At 62.4% G+C, this 17,353-nt stretch carries 13 protein-coding genes and 1 pseudogene; 3 read left to right on the forward strand and 11 right to left on the reverse strand.

Annotated features, from left to right (window positions below; all coding sequences use genetic code 11):
- A partial coding sequence (locus RZA67_RS16230) for a hypothetical protein (RefSeq protein WP_317213747.1) occupies positions 1 to 265 on the forward strand: 265 nt, incomplete at its 5' end.
- Positions 266 to 630: 365 nt separating this feature from the next.
- Here the strand turns inward: RZA67_RS16230 and RZA67_RS16235 are convergent.
- The 5 genes and pseudogenes from RZA67_RS16235 to RZA67_RS16255 form a co-directional block, all read right to left on the reverse strand.
- On the reverse strand, positions 631 to 1,320 hold the full coding sequence (locus tag RZA67_RS16235; RefSeq protein ID WP_317213748.1) for a hypothetical protein: 690 nt from the start codon (positions 1,318 to 1,320) through the stop codon (positions 631 to 633).
- Positions 1,266 to 1,826 (reverse strand): hypothetical protein, encoded by a 561-nt coding sequence (locus tag RZA67_RS16240; RefSeq protein ID WP_317213749.1) that lies wholly within the window; start codon positions 1,824 to 1,826, stop codon positions 1,266 to 1,268. The genes RZA67_RS16235 and RZA67_RS16240 overlap by 55 nt, the downstream gene beginning before the upstream one ends.
- A 205-nt stretch (positions 1,827 to 2,031) precedes the next feature.
- Complete coding sequence (locus tag RZA67_RS16245; protein ID WP_317213750.1) at positions 2,032 to 2,346, reverse strand: integrase core domain-containing protein; 315 nt, start codon at positions 2,344 to 2,346, stop codon at positions 2,032 to 2,034.
- Between the two features lie 118 nt (positions 2,347 to 2,464).
- Positions 2,465 to 2,785: a hypothetical protein gene (locus tag RZA67_RS16250; protein ID WP_317213751.1), complete on the reverse strand. Its 321-nt coding sequence runs from the start codon at positions 2,783 to 2,785 to the stop codon at positions 2,465 to 2,467.
- A gap of 58 nt (positions 2,786 to 2,843) precedes the next feature.
- Positions 2,844 to 3,008 (reverse strand): annotated as a pseudogene (locus tag RZA67_RS16255) (DUF1153 domain-containing protein); the annotation flags it as partial.
- Between the two features lie 1,707 nt (positions 3,009 to 4,715).
- On the opposite strand from RZA67_RS16255, the gene RZA67_RS16260 reads away from it, so the two are divergent.
- Positions 4,716 to 5,114, forward strand: a complete 399-nt coding sequence (locus RZA67_RS16260; RefSeq protein WP_317213752.1) for a hypothetical protein — start codon at positions 4,716 to 4,718, stop codon at positions 5,112 to 5,114.
- 710 nt (positions 5,115 to 5,824) lie between these two features.
- Complete coding sequence (locus RZA67_RS16265; protein WP_317213753.1) at positions 5,825 to 7,021, forward strand: serine hydrolase; 1,197 nt, start codon at positions 5,825 to 5,827, stop codon at positions 7,019 to 7,021.
- A gap of 79 nt (positions 7,022 to 7,100) precedes the next feature.
- Here RZA67_RS16265 and RZA67_RS16270 read toward each other — a convergent pair whose 3' ends face one another.
- The 6 genes from RZA67_RS16270 to RZA67_RS16295 all read right to left on the reverse strand — a co-directional run bounded on the left by RZA67_RS16270 (position 7,101) and on the right by RZA67_RS16295 (position 17,327).
- Positions 7,101 to 8,750 (reverse strand): phosphoethanolamine--lipid A transferase, encoded by a 1,650-nt coding sequence (locus RZA67_RS16270; RefSeq protein WP_317213754.1) that lies wholly within the window; start codon positions 8,748 to 8,750, stop codon positions 7,101 to 7,103.
- Positions 8,751 to 8,837: 87 nt separating this feature from the next.
- Positions 8,838 to 9,230, reverse strand: coding sequence for a diacylglycerol kinase (locus RZA67_RS16275; protein WP_317213755.1), 393 nt, complete (start codon positions 9,228 to 9,230; stop codon positions 8,838 to 8,840).
- A 66-nt stretch (positions 9,231 to 9,296) separates the two neighbouring features.
- Positions 9,297 to 10,547 carry a HAMP domain-containing sensor histidine kinase gene (locus RZA67_RS16280; RefSeq protein ID WP_317213756.1) on the reverse strand — a complete coding sequence of 417 codons (1,251 nt, stop codon included), beginning with the start codon at positions 10,545 to 10,547 and terminating at the stop codon, positions 9,297 to 9,299.
- Between the two features lie 25 nt (positions 10,548 to 10,572).
- Positions 10,573 to 11,268 carry a response regulator transcription factor gene (locus RZA67_RS16285; RefSeq protein ID WP_317213757.1) on the reverse strand — a complete coding sequence of 232 codons (696 nt, stop codon included), beginning with the start codon at positions 11,266 to 11,268 and terminating at the stop codon, positions 10,573 to 10,575.
- A gap of 312 nt (positions 11,269 to 11,580) precedes the next feature.
- Positions 11,581 to 13,098 (reverse strand): catalase, encoded by a 1,518-nt coding sequence (locus tag RZA67_RS16290; RefSeq protein WP_317213758.1) that lies wholly within the window; start codon positions 13,096 to 13,098, stop codon positions 11,581 to 11,583.
- Positions 13,099 to 13,370: 272 nt separating this feature from the next.
- A complete protein-coding gene (locus RZA67_RS16295) occupies positions 13,371 to 17,327 on the reverse strand; it encodes an autotransporter-associated beta strand repeat-containing protein (RefSeq protein WP_317213759.1) in 3,957 nt (1,318 codons plus the stop codon).
- Between the last annotated feature and the right edge of the window lie 26 nt (positions 17,328 to 17,353).

Genomic DNA, 17,353 nt, shown 5'->3' on the forward strand with positions numbered 1-17,353 from the left:
AACCGCGAAGCCCCTCTCGGCCACCTGCTTGACCGCCTCGGCCTTGAACTCATCTGTGTACTGCTTGCTCGCCATAGACACCTCTCTCGTTACCATTGATTATGGCTCTGAGTTGTCTACGAAATCCTGGCCGGTCCAGGCTGTCCTCTTCCTCTTGTTGCAAGTCAAGTTCAAAGAGGCGGGCCGATTCAAGGGAACGAACCTCGTCGTGGTCCTTGGCCCGGCGAGCCGCAGCTATTTCCTTTGCGTAGCCAGCATCAATTAGTGACCTCGACCATGCCAGACGAGTACGCGCCGGTAGAAATTTTCGGGTCAGTCTATAGAGAGAGGACATGCCTAGGCCCTGCCGATGAGCTTGACGACAACTAAGCTGGTGCTGCCACACTTACAGACCGGCCGGCTATCTCGGGAATCAGCGCGGCGGCGAGCCACGCTAGTTGCATCGGGAGGCGCGTTGTCGAACCCCTCCCAATGTGTTGATGAACGCCCCCAGTCGTCCGAGCCTGAAATGCGGGCGCCGACATGTCCACAGGCTTCGCAGCGTGCTTCGTGTTTCTCGTATTCCCAGCTCATCGCAGTTTTATGGACAATTGTTTTCAGGGTAATGTATCCGCACCTTCATGCCCGCCCTTACCTGGACTCATGCTTGCCGTCTAGGTGCATCTGGCAGAACTGCAATGATGGCCCGGCCATCTGACCAAGCAGTGCTCTGTGCTCCTTTAGGAAGTCAAGCAGCGCCTGAGCCTTTTGTTTGTGGTACTTGAAAATGAAGTAAGGGTCGATGTTGTCCCTGTAGAGGGCCAGAGCCTCGCAATAGAGGCTTGTCAGCAGATGGAGACGAACGATGGCTCGCTCAAATTCCGGTGGATTGATGTCCTCGGATTTTAGAATCCCCCATACGACATCGCCAAACTCTACCGTCTGCCCTGACATGCTTATGTAAGCAAGCTTTCGCTGAAGCCAGCGCTCAATCTCATCATCGGCCTTTGTTACATGGGCCAGCAAATCACGCTTTAGTGTCTCGTGCTGGGAGGCTGAGAGTTGGTGAATTTGCAGATGAACTGTGTACACAAGCAGCACGATGCTCAGGAAAGAGAGCAGTGCTCCGGCCACGCCACCGAAGTAATCCCCAAAATTCCCCCAGTCCTCGCCGCTGGACGATAGTGGATGCGCAGCCCCAACAATGAAGTAGTACGCACCAACGGTTGCTGAAATAATCAGAAGCCCAAACGCAACCACGGAGAGGATTCGCAACATTCTGACCATCATGCCTTGGTGTTGTCGCATACGGCGTTCATTTTTTTGCGGAATGCCTTCCATGCCTCTGACTCCCAGCTCTCTGTGCGGAGCGATGATGCATAACCGCCTAGAACATGCCGGAGTGAGCCTGAGAACTTGGTGGCATTGATGGTTGTGTTGTTGCGAATTGGCCCCGTGCGGATTATTCGCCATCCGCCGGTAGTTTCGGCTTGGTGCAGAATCCCGCAGCGAACATGCCGATAGAAATCCGGCGAGACGGTGCGGAACTCGGCGAATTGGTCCCAGTGGGAGAAGAAGGACGCGAACGCCTGCTCGGACTTGTTGCGAGTGTCCTTCCAGCCGCGACGGAAGGACTCTAGCGATTCGACCATAAGGCAGCTAACAGCCATGATGGTGAATCCGTTCTTCTTGGCGGGGTCCGCCTCGATAGGGTCCAAATAGCGCTCCGTAAAGCGCTCGACGACAAAATCCGCAATCGCGCTACGGTCCTGCGCATCTTGTAGGGACAGGTAACGGGTGACAGTGCAGGATTTGGATAGCCTCGTGGACTGGTGGAGGTCTGCCATCACAGTCCAACTCGCACTAGGTGCCGTGCTCGACGCCGGTCAACAGCCGACAGATAGCCCTTTTTCATCAATCCGCTCCGTGGAGTTCCCCACGTCAAAGATAAGGCATTTCCTGGTGCCGAGTCACCTTGGCAGTTCGTCCCACTCTGTATACATCTTGAGATGCCTATCAGCATGTGTAATGACCCACCGCTTTCTGCTCAGGTCACGCGGTTAATGTAGCGGCATAAGCCACATCCGGGGTCATCATGTTCAGCGCCTGATGCGGGCGCTGCTGGTTGTAGAAGGCAATCCAGTCTGCGATCACCCGCACGGCGTGGGCCTGGCTCTCGAAGCGATGCCGGTGCACGCACTGCTCTTTGAGCGTCCGGATCACACGTTCGACCATCCCGTTCTGCTGTGGGCAGTGCGGGGTGATGAACTCCTGCTTCAGCCCATAGCTGCGCACCAGTCGCGTGTAATCACGACTGGTGAACACCAGACCGTTGTCCGAGCGCAGCAGGAAGGCTGACCCGCCCAAGCGTGCCGTATCGGGTGATCAGCGCCTGCTCCAGGGCGGCAGAGGCTGTGCTGGCCTTCCCGTGACAGGTGCCAGCCGAGCAGCTGGCGCGTGCTGCAGTCGATCACCAGCGCCAAGCCTAGCCAGCCGTCCTTGCCGCCCATACACGGCAAAGGTCAGTCGCCCAGCGCTGGTCAGGCTTCTCGGCACGGGAGACCTTGGCCTCGATCCGCGGGCGCTGGCCAAGCGCCCGCTTGCGCACCTGCCAGCCCTTGAGCTGGAATGTCCGCTGGACCGTGTTCTTGTTCATGCCAAGCAGCGCTGCAACCGTGCGGTAACCAAACGATGGCTCGGCCTCGATCATTTCCTTGATCGGCTTGGCGAACTCCGGTTTCACCTTTGCCGGCGACTTGGTGGGCTTGTAGTAAGTGGTACGTCGGCCACCCCAAACCACTGGCACAGCTTGGTCATCGGCACCACGAAACTTTCGTCCTTCAATCCCTGCTGGACCGAGCGCATCAGCTCTCGTCCTTTCCCAGCAGGGATGCCAGCTTTTTTCGGGCGCGGATCTCCAGCATCGCCTCGCCGTAGGCTTCCTGCAGATCCTTGAGCTGGCGCTCGTACTGCTCGCGCACGTCTTCGGGCTTGGCCCGCAAGGCGTTCTCCATGCCGCGCTTGCCGTTACGCGCTCTTAAACGGATGGAGTGTGGGATGACGGAATGCGCCTGCGAGGCTTTGACGTCCGTCTGCAGTAATTGACTGAACATATCGAAGAGGCGGCTTAGCTTACTGGTCGTCTTTAGTAACGAACATCAATACGTCAACCGGTTTTGTAAGTATCTCAATTCATCGAGCCTATCGCGAAGATCGATATTTTTTATTGACGAGCTTGCTCGGTGCTAATAAAACAAATGTCGCCCAGAGCGGGCTTTGCAAAGTTTCGAGGATAAGAATATGGATCTGACTATTGATGTACATGCACTGGAGTACGCATTCGTGCAGGGCAACGATGCTGAGGAAGTGGTAGCGCTAGCGGAGCAGCAGCCCACAACTCCGATCTGCGAGTGCCGCTGGTGACCTTCCGTTAGACGAAGAAGGGGCATTTGCCCCTCCTTCGTACATCATTCCACGCTCTAAGTAGACACTGGAAGGGGCGCAGGGTGCGCCCTCAGGGACATGCGCATACTAATATCGTCGACAACAAATGCGAACGTTGAGAAATCGAAAGTTCTCGCAGCCAAGAAATCGGTGCTCGTTGTTGGTAGCGCGAGAATGGTTGGGCCGCTTGGAATAGATATGCAACACGCCGTAGCGCCGTCTCAAGCTCTTAATCTGCTAAGCGGACCAACCCCCATCTCGGACGTGATTACGTTCTCAGACCAGATTGCGGCGGTTCCTGTGGGGTAGATATATATTCGCTCAGAGGGTGATGTGGTGTCACTTTCGTCTTTCGAGCTGATCTGTGCGGTTAAGCATTCGGCTGAAGTCAATTTCGAGAACGGAGCGTCGTACACAATTTCACCGAACGGTGGCGGGAAGAGCGCGATATTGGTTGCACTGTCGGATTTCCTGGCTATGGAACAGGCCAGGGTAGGCAGCATTGCCAGGGCCTTGGCCGGAAGCAGGATGAGGAGAAATCATCTCTTTCGACAGGTTATTGCAGCCCGTGAACTTCTTTCATCTGTCATGAATGAACTGTATGCCGGGCGACTGGATTTCGACGCGGCCTACGCAATCTCAGAACAGCTAAAGGAGATCGAGCGATGCGCCAGAAGAGAGCTGCGAGACTGTGTGAGTACTTAGCAAGATTCCTCAGGGTAATCTGCGTGGGCTACCAATCTGGGTGCGGGCTCCTGTTTAATTGGTCGAGCTCGGCATTCATAGAGAGAACCATAAGGTCTTACTATCATGTGACGGGAGACGGGTGCTGCGAGGCTCCGCCCGGCTTGACGAAGGCAGGTTTCGCAGCGTGGGTTCGTGCGAATAGATTGAGGGTTGCTCTTGTCGTTCGTCTGCCAAGCGCAGTGATGGCCGAATTCGTTCGTGAGTTATGTCCTTTAAGTAAAGAGCAAGCTCGCATGCTGCATCCCGACGGCGGATCCGTGATTGCCGTCCCGCACTTCGCCGAGTTCATACCAGCGATTATTTCCATCGTTCTGGGTGCGCCTGCGGGCCGTCGAGTTGCAGTAGTTTTTTAATCTCCAGAAGTTGTGGGAAGCAATGCTACGTTCAGTCGAATCGCGGATCATGCGATACCGCGACTGATGCAAGACGTAGTTATATGCCAAAATGACACCAGCGGATTAACCGCGGCCCTTAAAGTCATCCGCTCTGGAGGGGCGCTGATCATAATGCCGGACGTCGTTAGGGACGCTTCGCATGGTATGGCAATGCCGTTTCTGTCGCGCAGTTTTGTTGCCATGGCAGGGATCGGATCGATCGTGCGTAAAACGGCCGTCCCACTCTTGCCCGTTATACCACGTACTCCTTCTGACGCTTCACTGACTATCGGCGCACCTATCACTTGGGTCGCTCTGCTTAGTGATGAGGATCAGGTGGTGGATTTCCCTGATTACACTGATTATTCCATTGTGCGAAGAATGTTCGATAGCATGAGTGAGCTCATTGGAAGCAGGCAAGCGTTCTGGACTTACTGGCTAGGCTACTCCGCGCCGTTTCAGCTAAATCAGAAACCATGGTCGGACGAGGTTCGCAGGCGTGCACTGCTGAGCGATCCCTTGCTTTCGGTGCATACGCGTCCCGTCGTTGACACGGTCAACGCACCATGACCTTGGGGCGTGGTGCCGGCTTTTGCCGTCGACAACGTCGTTTTTCCGTTGACGTCGTAGTTGCTCTATGTATCACCGCGGCCTTGCAGCTTAGCTTCCTACTCTTCCTGCTGCTGCAGGGTGACAGTCCTATATCAGTAGGTAAAGTTGAAGAGTTTCGCCCGGCGCTGACATGGCGTGAGCGAACTCGATCGCAGCGTCCGCAGCTGCATCCGCCAACAATGGCTCCGTCACCCCCAAGCCCGCACCGCAATGCACCGGCACGCCCTCCGCGCTCCACATCCACGGCACAGCTCCTTGAGCAATCCAGCGGAACGCCGGCGCAGGCCCACCAACCGCCGCGTCTCATCCTCACCGTTCCCTCCAGCACACCCTCGACTACCTTCCAGCCACAGGTGATGGACAGCACCCGGTCGCCTCGCCCCTACGAGCAGACGCGCTTTGCCAAAGCCTGGACGCCGGACGGCGGTGCCATACAGAAGACCTGGGCACATCGATCACGGGCGGCCCACCTCCTGCTCTCGGCGACGGGCGCGTTGCAGTTTCCCTGCACTGATGAGGAGAAGCGACAGCGCAAGCCAGGCTGCACGGGTGCACAGCACGATGGCAGTGACTGAGGCGGAGGCAGCATCGCTCGGCATACATGACTTCCGCCACAGGAGGGTGACTACACGTGTAGTTAAGGTGGTTCTCTACACGGAGGAATCATCATGCGCTTCACTTCATGGTTGATGGCACTGAGCTGCCTGATCACATTCAACGCGTCTGCCGCGTCCGCCACGGAGCGCGATAACGCCCTGGCCACCCTCAGAAGCCATGCCGAGGCCGCGCACTCCGATGCGCTGCTGGTCCAGCGCAACGGGCGGACGCTGCTCGACATCCACAGCGCCGCTGCGGCGCAGCCGATCGAGCTGATGTCGGCGACCAAGTCGGTCGTGGCCCTGGCTATCGGCCTGCTGCTGGACAGCGGTGAGTTGACCTCGCTGGATCAACCGGTGAGCACGATCTACCCGGAGTGGGCACAGGGCCGCAAGCGGGATATCACCGTACGCATGCTGCTCAACCACACTTCCGGCATGCAGAACGTGCCCAATGCGGGCGTAGAGCTGGAGGGGGCACCGGATCTGGTCAAACTGGCGTTGGCGGCGGAGCTGAGCACCGAGCCGGGCACTGCGTTCTCGTACAACAACAAGGCCACCAATCTGCTGTCCGGCATCGTCGAGCGTGCCTCGGGCATGTCGATCGAGAAGGTGGTGGCAGAGCGTCTGTTCAAGCCGTTGGGCATCAGCACCTACGTGTGGCGCAAGGATGAGGCGGGCACGCCGATCGGCATGGCGGGCCTGGCACTGTCGGCGGCCGATATGGCCAAGCTGGGCAGGCTGCTGCTGGACAAGGGCGTTGCGCCGGATGGTAAACGCCTGCTCGGCGAGGCGTTTGTGGCCGAGCTGGTGGCCGAAAGCGCGCGCTCCAAGGACGTCGGGCTGCTGTGGTGGCGCATTCCGGCCTGGGAGCGCTTCACGCTGAGGTCCGATGCGGCCGCAATATTGTCCACTAAGGGCGTTGACGAAGAAGTGGCCGCGGGTCTACTCAAGGCGGGCAGCCGCACCTTCGCCAGCAAAACGGCGTTGTTCGCCTTCTTCGCCGAGAGCCTGGGGCCTGCGTGGGCCGACCGGTACGGCATGGAGATCACCAGCCGCGGCATCAAGCTGGGCGAGCTGTTCGAACAGGAGCGTGGCCCGGTCGCAGCGTATGCGGCGATGGGTTACATGGGCCAGTATCTGGTGGTGGTGCCGGAGACCTCGCTGGTGGCAGTGCGCCAGATCGTGCGCAGGGACGGCCACGATGCGGCAGTGGACGATTACCAGGGCTTTGCGGCGGACGTGCTGGCGCTGTCCAGCACGCTGTGACGGTGCGGCGCCGGCTGCGATGCCGTCCGGCACGCGCAACGGCGAGCTGCCAGCGCAGGCTCGCCGTTGCACCCGGTCATCAGCGGCGGCAGGGGGCGAACAGATCCAGGTCGCGTTGATAGACCTGGGTGCGCACATCGAACAGCCCCAGCACCGAGTGGTACAGGTTGTCATGGCTGAAGGCGCCGATCTGCGCCCGGTTGCGCAGGCAGGACAGATCCAGTCCCACATTCGCTGCAAATGAAGGCGCAAACCACATCACCATCGGTACCCGGGTCTGCTCCTGCGGGGCGATCAGGTAGGGCGTGCCGTGCAGGTACATGCCACGCTCGCCCAGCGACTCGCCGTGGTCGGACACGTAGATCATGGCCACGTCCCGCTCCTGCGAGTAACGCTGCAGCAGGTCGAGTGTCCGGCCCAGCACGCGGTCGGTGTAGACCAGGGTGTTGTCGTAGGTGTTGATCAGTGCTTCGTTGCTGCACTTCTGGATCTGGTTGCTGTCGCAGGTGGGCGTAAAGCGGCGGGCATCGGCCGGGTAGCGTTCGAAGTAGGTAGGGCCATGGCTGCCGAGCTGGTGCAGCACCACCATGCCATCGCCCTGCATGGCCTCGATGCGGGCCTCCAGCTGGTGCAGCAGCACTTCGTCGTGGCAGGTGCCATCCTTGTTGACGCATTGCGCAGCCACCTTGAAGGTGGGCATGTCGTCGGTGGGCACACGGGCGCAGACGCCCTTGCAGCCGCCGTTGTTGTTGTTGCGCCAGAGAATGTTCACGCCGGTGCGTTTGAGCACATCCAGCAGGTTTTCCTCGGTGGTCGCACGCACATCGTCGTACTGGGTGCGCGGCATGCGCGAGAACATGCACGGCAGGGAGATGGCGGTGGCGGTGCCACAGGACGAGACGTTCTGGAAGGCAATGACATCGCTGCGCTGGGACAGCACCGGGTTGGTCGCGCGCGGGTAGCCGTTGAGCTGGAAGTTCTGCGCACGCGCGGTTTCGCCCACCACGGCAATCACCAGTTTGGGGCGTTGCCCGGCCATGGCCTGCGGGCGCGTGGCGTCCTCGGCAACGGCCTGCAGCGGGCGCGAGACCGACAGGTATTTACGCTTGAGATACCCTTGCGTGTTGCGCACGAAGCTCACCGGCAACAGCTGGTCCCTCAGCTCACGGTTGTTGCGTACCAGCGAGGCGTAATCCTTGTAGAACGCCATGGAGATCACGCTCAACATCGCCACCGACACCACCACGTTGACCAGCATCCAGTAGCCGATAAACAGCAGACACCGGCCACGGATGCGCAGTGACCAGATCCCGGCTGCCGGCACGACGCCCAGCACGAGAATGGTGAGCACCAGCGGCAGCGAGAAGTACGAGCCCAGCTCGGCCTGGTTGGTCTCGAAGACGTTCTGCACCATGCTGCGGTCGATCAGCACGTTGTAATGCACCATGAAGTAGGTGCTCGCCGCGCTGATGACCAGCAGCAGCGCGAGCAGCGGCTTGCGCAGCAACGGTACGGCGACCACCGGCGTCAGCAGCAGGTTGAACAGACAGAACAGGAAGGTTGGCAGGCTGAGGAAGAACAGCACGCCGTGCACGCTGCCAAAGTCCGCATGTGCCCACAGCGCCTGCCACAGCGCAATGTTGCCGAAGGTGGAGAAGAACAGGGCAACCATCCATGTCAGCTGCACCGGATTGAGCCGCACAAGCATGAAACGTCGAAACACGCGCATTTTTCCGTTGAATGAAGGGTGCGCGAAGTATCGAAAGGTGTTTATCAGGAAGTTGTCAGCTGCAGCGGCCCGCAAGCCGCACGTGCGTCAGCCGATCAGGATCACCGCCCACACGGCCGCAACCATCAGCAACGCGGCAGTCTGCGCAGTGCTGCCCATGTCCTTGGCGTTTTTTGAAAGCGGGTGCAGCTCCAGCGAGATGCGATCAACCACCGCTTCGATGGCCGAGTTGAGCAGCTCCACGATCAGGCTGACGAAACTGGCTGCCAGCAGCAGCGCCCGCTCCACGGGGCCCAGGTCCAGCAGGAAGGTCAGCCCGATCAGTACGCCATGCAGCACCAGCAGCTGGCGGAAGGCGGCTTCACCGTGCAACGTGGCGAGAAAACCGTCGCGCGAATGAAGCAGGGTATGGCGCAGCCGGTTCAATCCGGTACGGCCATGGCGGTATTTTCCCGTCTGGGGCTGGCGTGAGCTGTGCATCTGCATCTCTTTCGTGGCGTAAGCGCTGCAGAGCATCGGCAAGCCCGCGTCAGAAAGCTGTCAGGATCATCCTTGCCGTGTGGGCGTGCGTGCAGGTGTCAGCTCAAGCGTGAACCGGCAGCCCTGCGCCGAACTCTCCACGGCCATGTGCCAGCCAAGGTGCTCCACCACCCGCTGCACGATCGACAGCCCCAGCCCTTCGCCGCTCTCGCGCAGGCTGGGCGCAAAACGCTGGAACTGCTGCGGGTCAATGCTGGGCGGCAGACCCGGGCCGGTGTCGGCGATGCACACGGTGGTGCCGCGCACGAGGATGCGGATCTCGCCCCGGTCGGTGTACTGGCAGGCGTTGCGGATCAGATTCCAGAGCACGCTGCGCGCCAGTTCGGCGTTGGTGTGGACGCTGTGCGCCTGTTCTGCCTCCAGCAACAGCGCGACCGGCTTGCCAGCCAGCCACGGCTGGCAGCGCGCCATGCACTCTTCGATCAGCGGACGCAGTTGTACCTCCTGTCGGGGCAGCCGCTGCGGGTCGCGCGAGAGCAGCAGCAGACAGGAGAGCTGTCGCTGCATTTCCTGCGTGGTGCGCACGATCCGTTCGCCGCTGGCGCGCAGGTGGCTGTCGTGAGGCAGCTGATGGACGATGGTCTCTGCCGCCCCGGAGATGATGGCCAGCGGGGTGCGCAGCTCATGGCTGGCATCGCCGACGAAACAGCGCTCGCGGTGCAGAAACTGTTCGGCCTCCTCGCTGTGCCGGGCAAAGGCGCGGGCCAGCACCCCGATCTCGTCACGGGCCTCCTGGTACGGGAAGGGCGTCTGTTTGCGCTGCACCGCATCGGCCAGCAGGGTGATCGGTGCGATGACGCGCGCGGCGGTCAGGCGCCCGATCCAGAAGGCGCATAGGATGCACAGCAGGATGACCAGGGCAGCGTAGGCATCGATCACGTGCTCCAGATACTGGTAGCGTTCGGCGCCCTGCCGCAGGTAGTAGCGCTGGTCGTCCAGATCGAATACGAGCAGATGCCACACATCAGGCGCCCCGATACTGTAGTAGCCCGGGGTGTAGGCGTGCAGGTCCTCGGGTACATTCTGGCGGTCGAACAGCTCGCTGCCGGGCGACAATGTTGGCGTCCGGCCGTCGGCAAGTGCGGCACGCAGGTGCGCCATCTCATCGTGCAGGCTTCGCGAGATGACATAGGCCCGCAGCTCGTCGTAGTCCAGCTGCTCGGCTGCCACCACAAAGCCCATGACGGCGACCATCAGCAGCACGAAGGACACGATGATGCGCATGCGCAGTGTCAGTGGGCGCAGGAGCGGGCTCATCGGTGCGGGCTCAGGATGAGGCAGGTCATGCTGGCGCAGGCGGGGGCAGTGCAGCCAGACGCCAACCGACGCCGTGGACCGTCTCGATGAGCGGCGGGTCGAAGTGCTTGTCCGCGTGCTGCCGCAGCTCATGGATATGGGTTCGCAGGGCACCGCTCTCCGGGGGATGGTCGCCCCACAGCAGGTATTCCATCTCCTGTTTGCGCACCACCTCCGGCGCGGCACGCATCAGGCACAGCAGCAGTTTGTGGGTACTGGGCGTCAGCGTGATGGTGCGACCCTGCCGCCAGGCCTGCGGCGCCCGCGTATCCACCTTGAGGTCATGCCAGCTCAGCGTGCCCTGCACGTTGCGGCCCTGGGCGCGGCGCACCAGCGCCTGGATGCGTGCATCCAGCTCCTTCAGCGAACATGGCTTGACCAGATAGTCGTCCGCGCCCAGCGCGAAGCCCTGCACGCGGTCGTCGACGGGGTCGCGCGCGGTCAGCATGATGATCGGTACTGGATTCTGGAACTCTTCGCGCAGCCTGCGGCACAGGGTCATGCCATCCAGCCGGGGCAGCATCAGGTCCAGCAGAATCGCATCGTAGTCATGCCCGGTGGCCAGATGCAGGCCGCTGGCCCCATCGCGCGCATCATCCAGCACATAGCCAAGCGGCTCCAGAAAGGCGTAGAGGTTGGCCACCAGCTCGGGGTTGTCCTCGATGATGAGCAGGCGCGTCATGGCCTGGCCCGCGCCGGGGGCATGCGCACGGTCGAGGCTGGCGCGCCGGACTGCGCGCCAACGGTTCGCCGAGGCCTGGCTCGCCAGCGTTCTGCGCATCGTCCGTGCATCGTGTCACTCCTTTGAAACGGCTTCCAGGCAAGGAGGTCCATGCCCGTGGCTCGCATCATAGGCCAGCAGCGTGCGCGGCGAAAATGCCGGTCTTCAGTCGTCAGTGCCGGCGCGCCGTGTGGCTGCCACGGGTGCCCGGGCGGGACAGCCAGGGGAGACGGCGGGTGCCGCCTTCCCCGGGAACGGCCGCAGCGCCGCCGGTCAGTCCTGCAGCTTCGCTGCCAGCGCCTGGACGCGCGCCAGCTCACCGCCCGCCACGCGCGTCACCTGGGTGCCGTAGTCGGCGTCGGCCTTGTACAGGAAGGACAGGATGATGTGCTTGCTCTCATCGTCGGCCGCAGCAAGGGACATACCGAAGCTGTTGATCAGGTCGCGTCTGTCTTCACGGCTGTAGCTGCGGTACAGCTCGCCGGCCTGTTTGAAGTCCTGCGTGCGGCGGATCGGCGCCTGCTGGGTGCTGCCCTTCAGCGGCAATGTGCTGTAGCGCGCGTGCGCGCTCTGCGGCCGGGGCTGCAGACGGCTGGGTTCGTAGTTGACCGCGCCGCTCTGGTGGCCCGTATTCATGGCGCCGTCCTGGTTGCCGTTGTTCACCGCCACACGTGGCTGGTTGACCGGCAGTGACAGGCCGTTGGCACCGACGCGGTACATCTGCGTGTCGGCATACGAGAACAGCCGCCCCTGCAGCAGGCGGTCCTCGGAAGGCTCGATACCCGGTACCAGGTTGGACGGTGCCATGGCCACCTGTTCGGTTTCCTGGAAGAAGTTGTCGACATTCTGATCCAGCACCATCTGACCGATCTTCTGCTCGGGCACGCCGGGCCAGATCTTGGTGGCATCCAGCGGATCGTAGTCCAGCGCCTGCATCTGCTCGGGCGACATGACCTGGATATACAGATCCCAGCGTGGTGCATCGCCCCGCTTGATCGCTTCGACCAGATCATGAGTCATATGGCTGAAGTCAGTGGCCTGGATCTTCGCCGCCGCCTCGGGCGTGAGGTTGCGTACGCCCTGCAGCGTCTTCCAGCGGAACTTCACGTAATGCACCGCACCCTGCGCGTTGACCAGCTTGTAGGCATGTACGCTGTTGCCATCCATGTGGCGGTAGCTTTGCGGCGTGCCCTCGTTGGAATACAGCAGGGTCAGCGTTCGGGTGGCCTCCGGAACATGCGAGAAGAAGTCGAAGCGACGCGCATCGTTGCCGAGATTGCTGCGCGGGTCCGGCTTGAATGCATGCACCATGTCGGGGAACTTGATGGCGTCGCGGATGAAGAAGGTCGGGAAGTTGTTGCCAACCAGATCCCAGTTGCCTTCGCGCGTGTAGAACTTGGTGGCAAAGCCACGCGGGTCACGCAGCGTTTCCGGTGAGTGATTGCCATGCACCACCGAAGAGAAGCGGACGAACACGGGTGTCGTCTCCCCTGGCGTGAACACCTTGGCCTGGGTGAGCGCGGAGATGTCGGCGGTGGCAGTGAACGTGCCGCGTGCGCCGGTACCACGGGCATGCACTACGCGCTCGGGGATGCGTTCACGGTCGAAGCGCTGCAGCTTCTGGATCAGCTGTACGTCCTGCAGCAGGGTCGGTCCGCTCTCGCCGGCTGTCTGTGAGTTCTGGTTGTCGCCCACGGGTGCGCCGTTGTCGCGGGTGAGCAGGGACTGTGCGGATGCCAGGCCGGCTGAGGTCAGCAGCACCAGACCCAGTGAAAACGTGATCGATCGCATGCAGGGGGCTCCGGGAAGGGAGGCCGATGATGCGAGCGACGTGGCGGCTGGGGAAATGGAATTACTCGATCAGTGCAATAGCCATTGTGTATGCAACGCACGAGCCCTTGCGGCGCAGTCGATGTCAGCGCTGGCGACACGCCATGCACGCATGAAAAAGAAGGGGAGGGCGGTGATCGCGTTGCAGAAGACGTGTCCGCTGCGACGGCGATACCCGCCATCCCCGTCAAGCTGGCAGGGGCACCCAGTCCCCTGCCAGCGTGGTGTCGCCGTTACAGTGCGATGCGGATGCCCGCATTGATGCTGTTGTTCTCTACACCCGAACCCTGTTCACTGCTGATGCCGCCGTAGAGGTAGCTCGATGCGCCCAGACGCAGGGTGCCCTGCAGCTGGGCTCGACCGAACGACTTGCCGGTTTCGGCCGAGCGCACCACCACGTTTTCGCCACCCAGCGAGGTCAGCATCTCGGCCTGGCGTGCCTGGCCGAAATTGACGCCGCCCTGCAGACCCAGCTGCCAGGTCATGCGTGACTGCAGCGGATTGGCCTGCAAGGAGCCCACCGACAGACCCAGCAGGGCACGTCCGCCTTCACCCTGATAACGCGCCACGTCCAGCGCAGCCAGCGAATCACCGCCTTCGCTGAAAGCGTTGCGTTCGACCTTGTGCCAGCTGCCACGCAGCGACGGCTGCCAGGTCAGCCCGGCAGCCGTGAACGGCAGGCTGACGCCGGCATCGGCCATGCGGGTGCTGCCCGAAACCTTGCTGCGCAGCTGTGCCGAGGGGGTGAGCGCGTCGACGCGCTGGCTCTGCCAGCGGTCAACCGAATAGCCGACCATGCCGTCCAGGACGAAGCTGCCGGCGCGCGTGGCGGCGTAGGCGAACATCGTATTGCTGTCCACGCTGTTGTCGTGGCGGCTGCCGTCCAGGTTGGAGGTGGTGCGGCCCAGGCCGGCGCCCCAGGCCACGCGGACCGAGCGGTAGACATCGATACCGGCAGTGGCGCGACGCTGGCGCGCATCCAGCGCGTCCGCATCGGCACCTGCATCGACCGAGAGGTCACCGTGGCCCAGGTTGGCCCACAGCATCTGCTCGATCGGCGCAGTGGTGGTATCGAGCAGGGTGCCGCGGCTGAGGCGGCCGCTGACCTCCTCGCCCAGGGCTGTGGCATTGGCGTGGGCCAGCGCGGCCAGCTGTGCATGGCTCTGGCCGGTCAGGGCCGTCACCATCTCAGGCAGCGACAGCGTGGTCTGCTGCCACACCGCGCGCAACAGGTCAGCCTGCTGTGCGCTGGCCGTGCCCGCGTCATTGCTCCGCACCAGGCCGTCCAGCGCACCGGCGGTGGCCAGCACATTGCCATTGACCTGGCCACGCAGCTGTTCGGCATACAGCGACGGCGTGACATACAGGTCGATGTCCTTGCCAGTGGTGTAGTAGAGCTGGAAGCGGGTACCTGCGGCCATGCCGGTGGTGGGCTGCAGCAGCGTATCGAAGGTTCCGACCACGCCGCCCTGGCCACTGACGATGCGGAAGATATCGCCCAGCTTCGGCGTGAAGGTATTGCTGGCATCACCGCTGATGCCGCGCAGCACCGGGTTCAGCGTACCGGCGGCGGTGAACTGACTGCCGGCACCGTTGAGAACCACACGCGAGTAGTTGCCGGCGCCGTTGCCAGTGCCGTAACCATCGATGTCGATCTGCAGGGTGGAATCGGCGGTCATGGTGACCGACCCATTCACCACCAGTGTGCCCGGTGAATTGCCCGGGGCCAGAGTTCCATCGACGTGCAGGTTGCCGCTGATGATGCCAGTGCCGCGCAGCGCGGCGCCGTCATCGACCTGCACGTTGCCGACCAGCAGGCCATTGGTGCTGAGCATGCCCTGGTTGACGCAAAGACCCGCAGCCATCACTGCATTGCCTGCCAGCGTCAGCTGACCTGCGCCGGTCTTGGTGAAACAGCCCTCGGCGCGGCTGCCATCGACGGGGCCACTCAGCGTCAGCGTGGTACCTGCGCCGACCTGGGCGCTGCTGCTGCCCGCCAGCAGCAGCGCCTGTGCCAGTCGTGCGCTGACCTGGCTCTGCAGCAGGGTGTTGTTCAGGGCAATGGTGCCGCTGCCGAAACCGCCGGCGTTGGCCAGCACCACGGTGCTGCCGTCAACCACGGTGCCGCCGGTGTGGTGGTTGGCGCCCGCCAGCACCAGCGTACCAGCCCCCTGCTTGACCAGCATGCCTTCGCCTGCAGTCGTGCCGGCCAAAGTCAACGTGGTGCCTGCCGCGTTCTGCAGCGTAGCCCGGTCGTTGATCTGCAGCGTACGCTGGGTCGCGAACGAGGCGCTGGCGGCCAGAGTGCCGCCGTTGAAGATCAGTGCGTCGGCAGCATGGCCGAGGTTCGCATCGCGCTGCACCTGCAGAACGCCACCGTTGAGGGTGGTGCCACCGGTGTAGCTGTTGCTGCCGGTCAGGGTCATCACGCCGTCGTTGATGGTGGTGCCACCGGCATGGGTCAGCGTGCCGCTGAGCGCCATCGCACCTTCACCGTTCTTGACCAGGCCGCCATTGCCGCTGACGTTGCCGCTGTTGCGCAGCGTCGTGCCTGCGGCAGTGCTGATGGCCGCGTTCTGCTGCAGCAGCAGATCGCGGGTGCTGTTGAGATTGCCGGTGCTGCTGAGGTTGCCACCATTGAAGGTCAGCGCACCGGCAGCATCGCCGAGGTTTGCATCACTCGATACCCGCAGGGTGCCCGCGTTGAGCGTGGTGCCACCGGTGTAGGTGTTGCTGCCGCTGAGGATCATTCCACCGTTGTTGAGGAAGAGACCGCCTGCATGCGAAAGCGTGCCGGTGAATTCCACGACGCCACGACCGTCCTTGCTCAGAGCGCCTGCACCGCTGACATCACCGCTGCTGCTCAGCGCATCACCGAACTGGGTGACGACGTTGCCATTGCCGTTGAGCTGTATGTCGCGCTCGCTGGCGATGGTGCCGTTGATGCTGAGAGTGCCGCCATTGAACGTCAGCGCACCGGCGGCATTGCCGAGATTCGCATCGCTCTGGATCCGCAGGACGCCGGCGTTGAGCGTGGTACCCCCGGTGTAGGTGTTGGTCCCGGAAAGGGTGAGCATGCCCGCATCGAGGGTGACGCCACCGGCCTGCGCGAGAGTGCCGGCCAGCGTCATGGCGCCGCCACCTTGCTTCACCAGACCCCCGTTGCCGGAGACATCGCCGCTGCTGCTCACCACGCCATCAAGGCCGGTGTTGATGACAGCCGTCTGCTGCAGCACCAGGTCGCGCGTGCTGTTGAACGTTCCATCGATGTTGAGGCTGCCGCCGTTGAAGGTCAGTGCGCCCGTGGCATCGCCGAGGCTGGCATCGCTCATCACCTGCAGCACGCCGCCGTTGAGCATGGTGCCACCGGTGTAGCTGTTGCTGCCAGTGAGCGTCATCACACCGTCGTTGACGGTGGTGCCACCGGCGTGGGCCAGCGTGCCGCTGAGCGCCATTCCACCGGCACCGTTCTTGACCAGGCCGCCGGTGCCGCTGACGTTGCCGCTGCTGCTCAGCGTGGTGTTGGCAGCGGTGGTGATCACTGCGTTCTGCTGCAGCAGCAGATCGCGGGTGCTGCTCATGTCACCGAAGGTGTCGAGTCTGCCACCGTTGAAGGTCAGTGCGCCCGTGGCGTCGCCAAGGTTGGCATCGCTCAGCACCTGCAGCACGCCGCCATTGAGCGTGGTGCCACCGGTGTAGCTGTTGCTGCCAGTGAGCGTCATCACACCGTCGTTGACGGTGGTGCCACCGGCGTGGGCCAGCGTGCCCGTGAGTGCCATAGCACCCTCACCGTTCTTGACCAGACCACCGGTGCCGCTGACGTTGCCGCTGTTGCTCAGCGTAGTGCCTGCCGCAGTGCTGATGACTGCGTTCTGCTGCAGCAGCAGATCGCGGGTGCTGCTCATGTCACCGAAGGTGTTGAGGCTGCCGCCGTTGAAGGTCAGAGCACCCGAGGCATCGCCAAGGCTGGCATCGCTCAGCACCTGCAGCACGCCACCGTTGAGCGTGGTGCCGCCGGTGTAGCTGTTGCTGCCAGTGAGCGTCATTACACCGTCGCTGACGGTGGTGCCACCGGCATGGGCCAGCGTGCCCGTGAGTGCCATAGCACCGGCACCGTTCTTGACCAGACCACCGGTGCCGCTGACGTTGCCGCTGTTGCTCAGGATCGTGTTGGCAGCGGTGGTGATCACTGCGTTCTGCTGCAGCAGCAGATCGC

Origin of the sequence: Stenotrophomonas sp. C3(2023) (assembly GCF_032911385.1) — a bacterium.
Lineage (GTDB): Bacteria > Pseudomonadota > Gammaproteobacteria > Xanthomonadales > Xanthomonadaceae > Stenotrophomonas.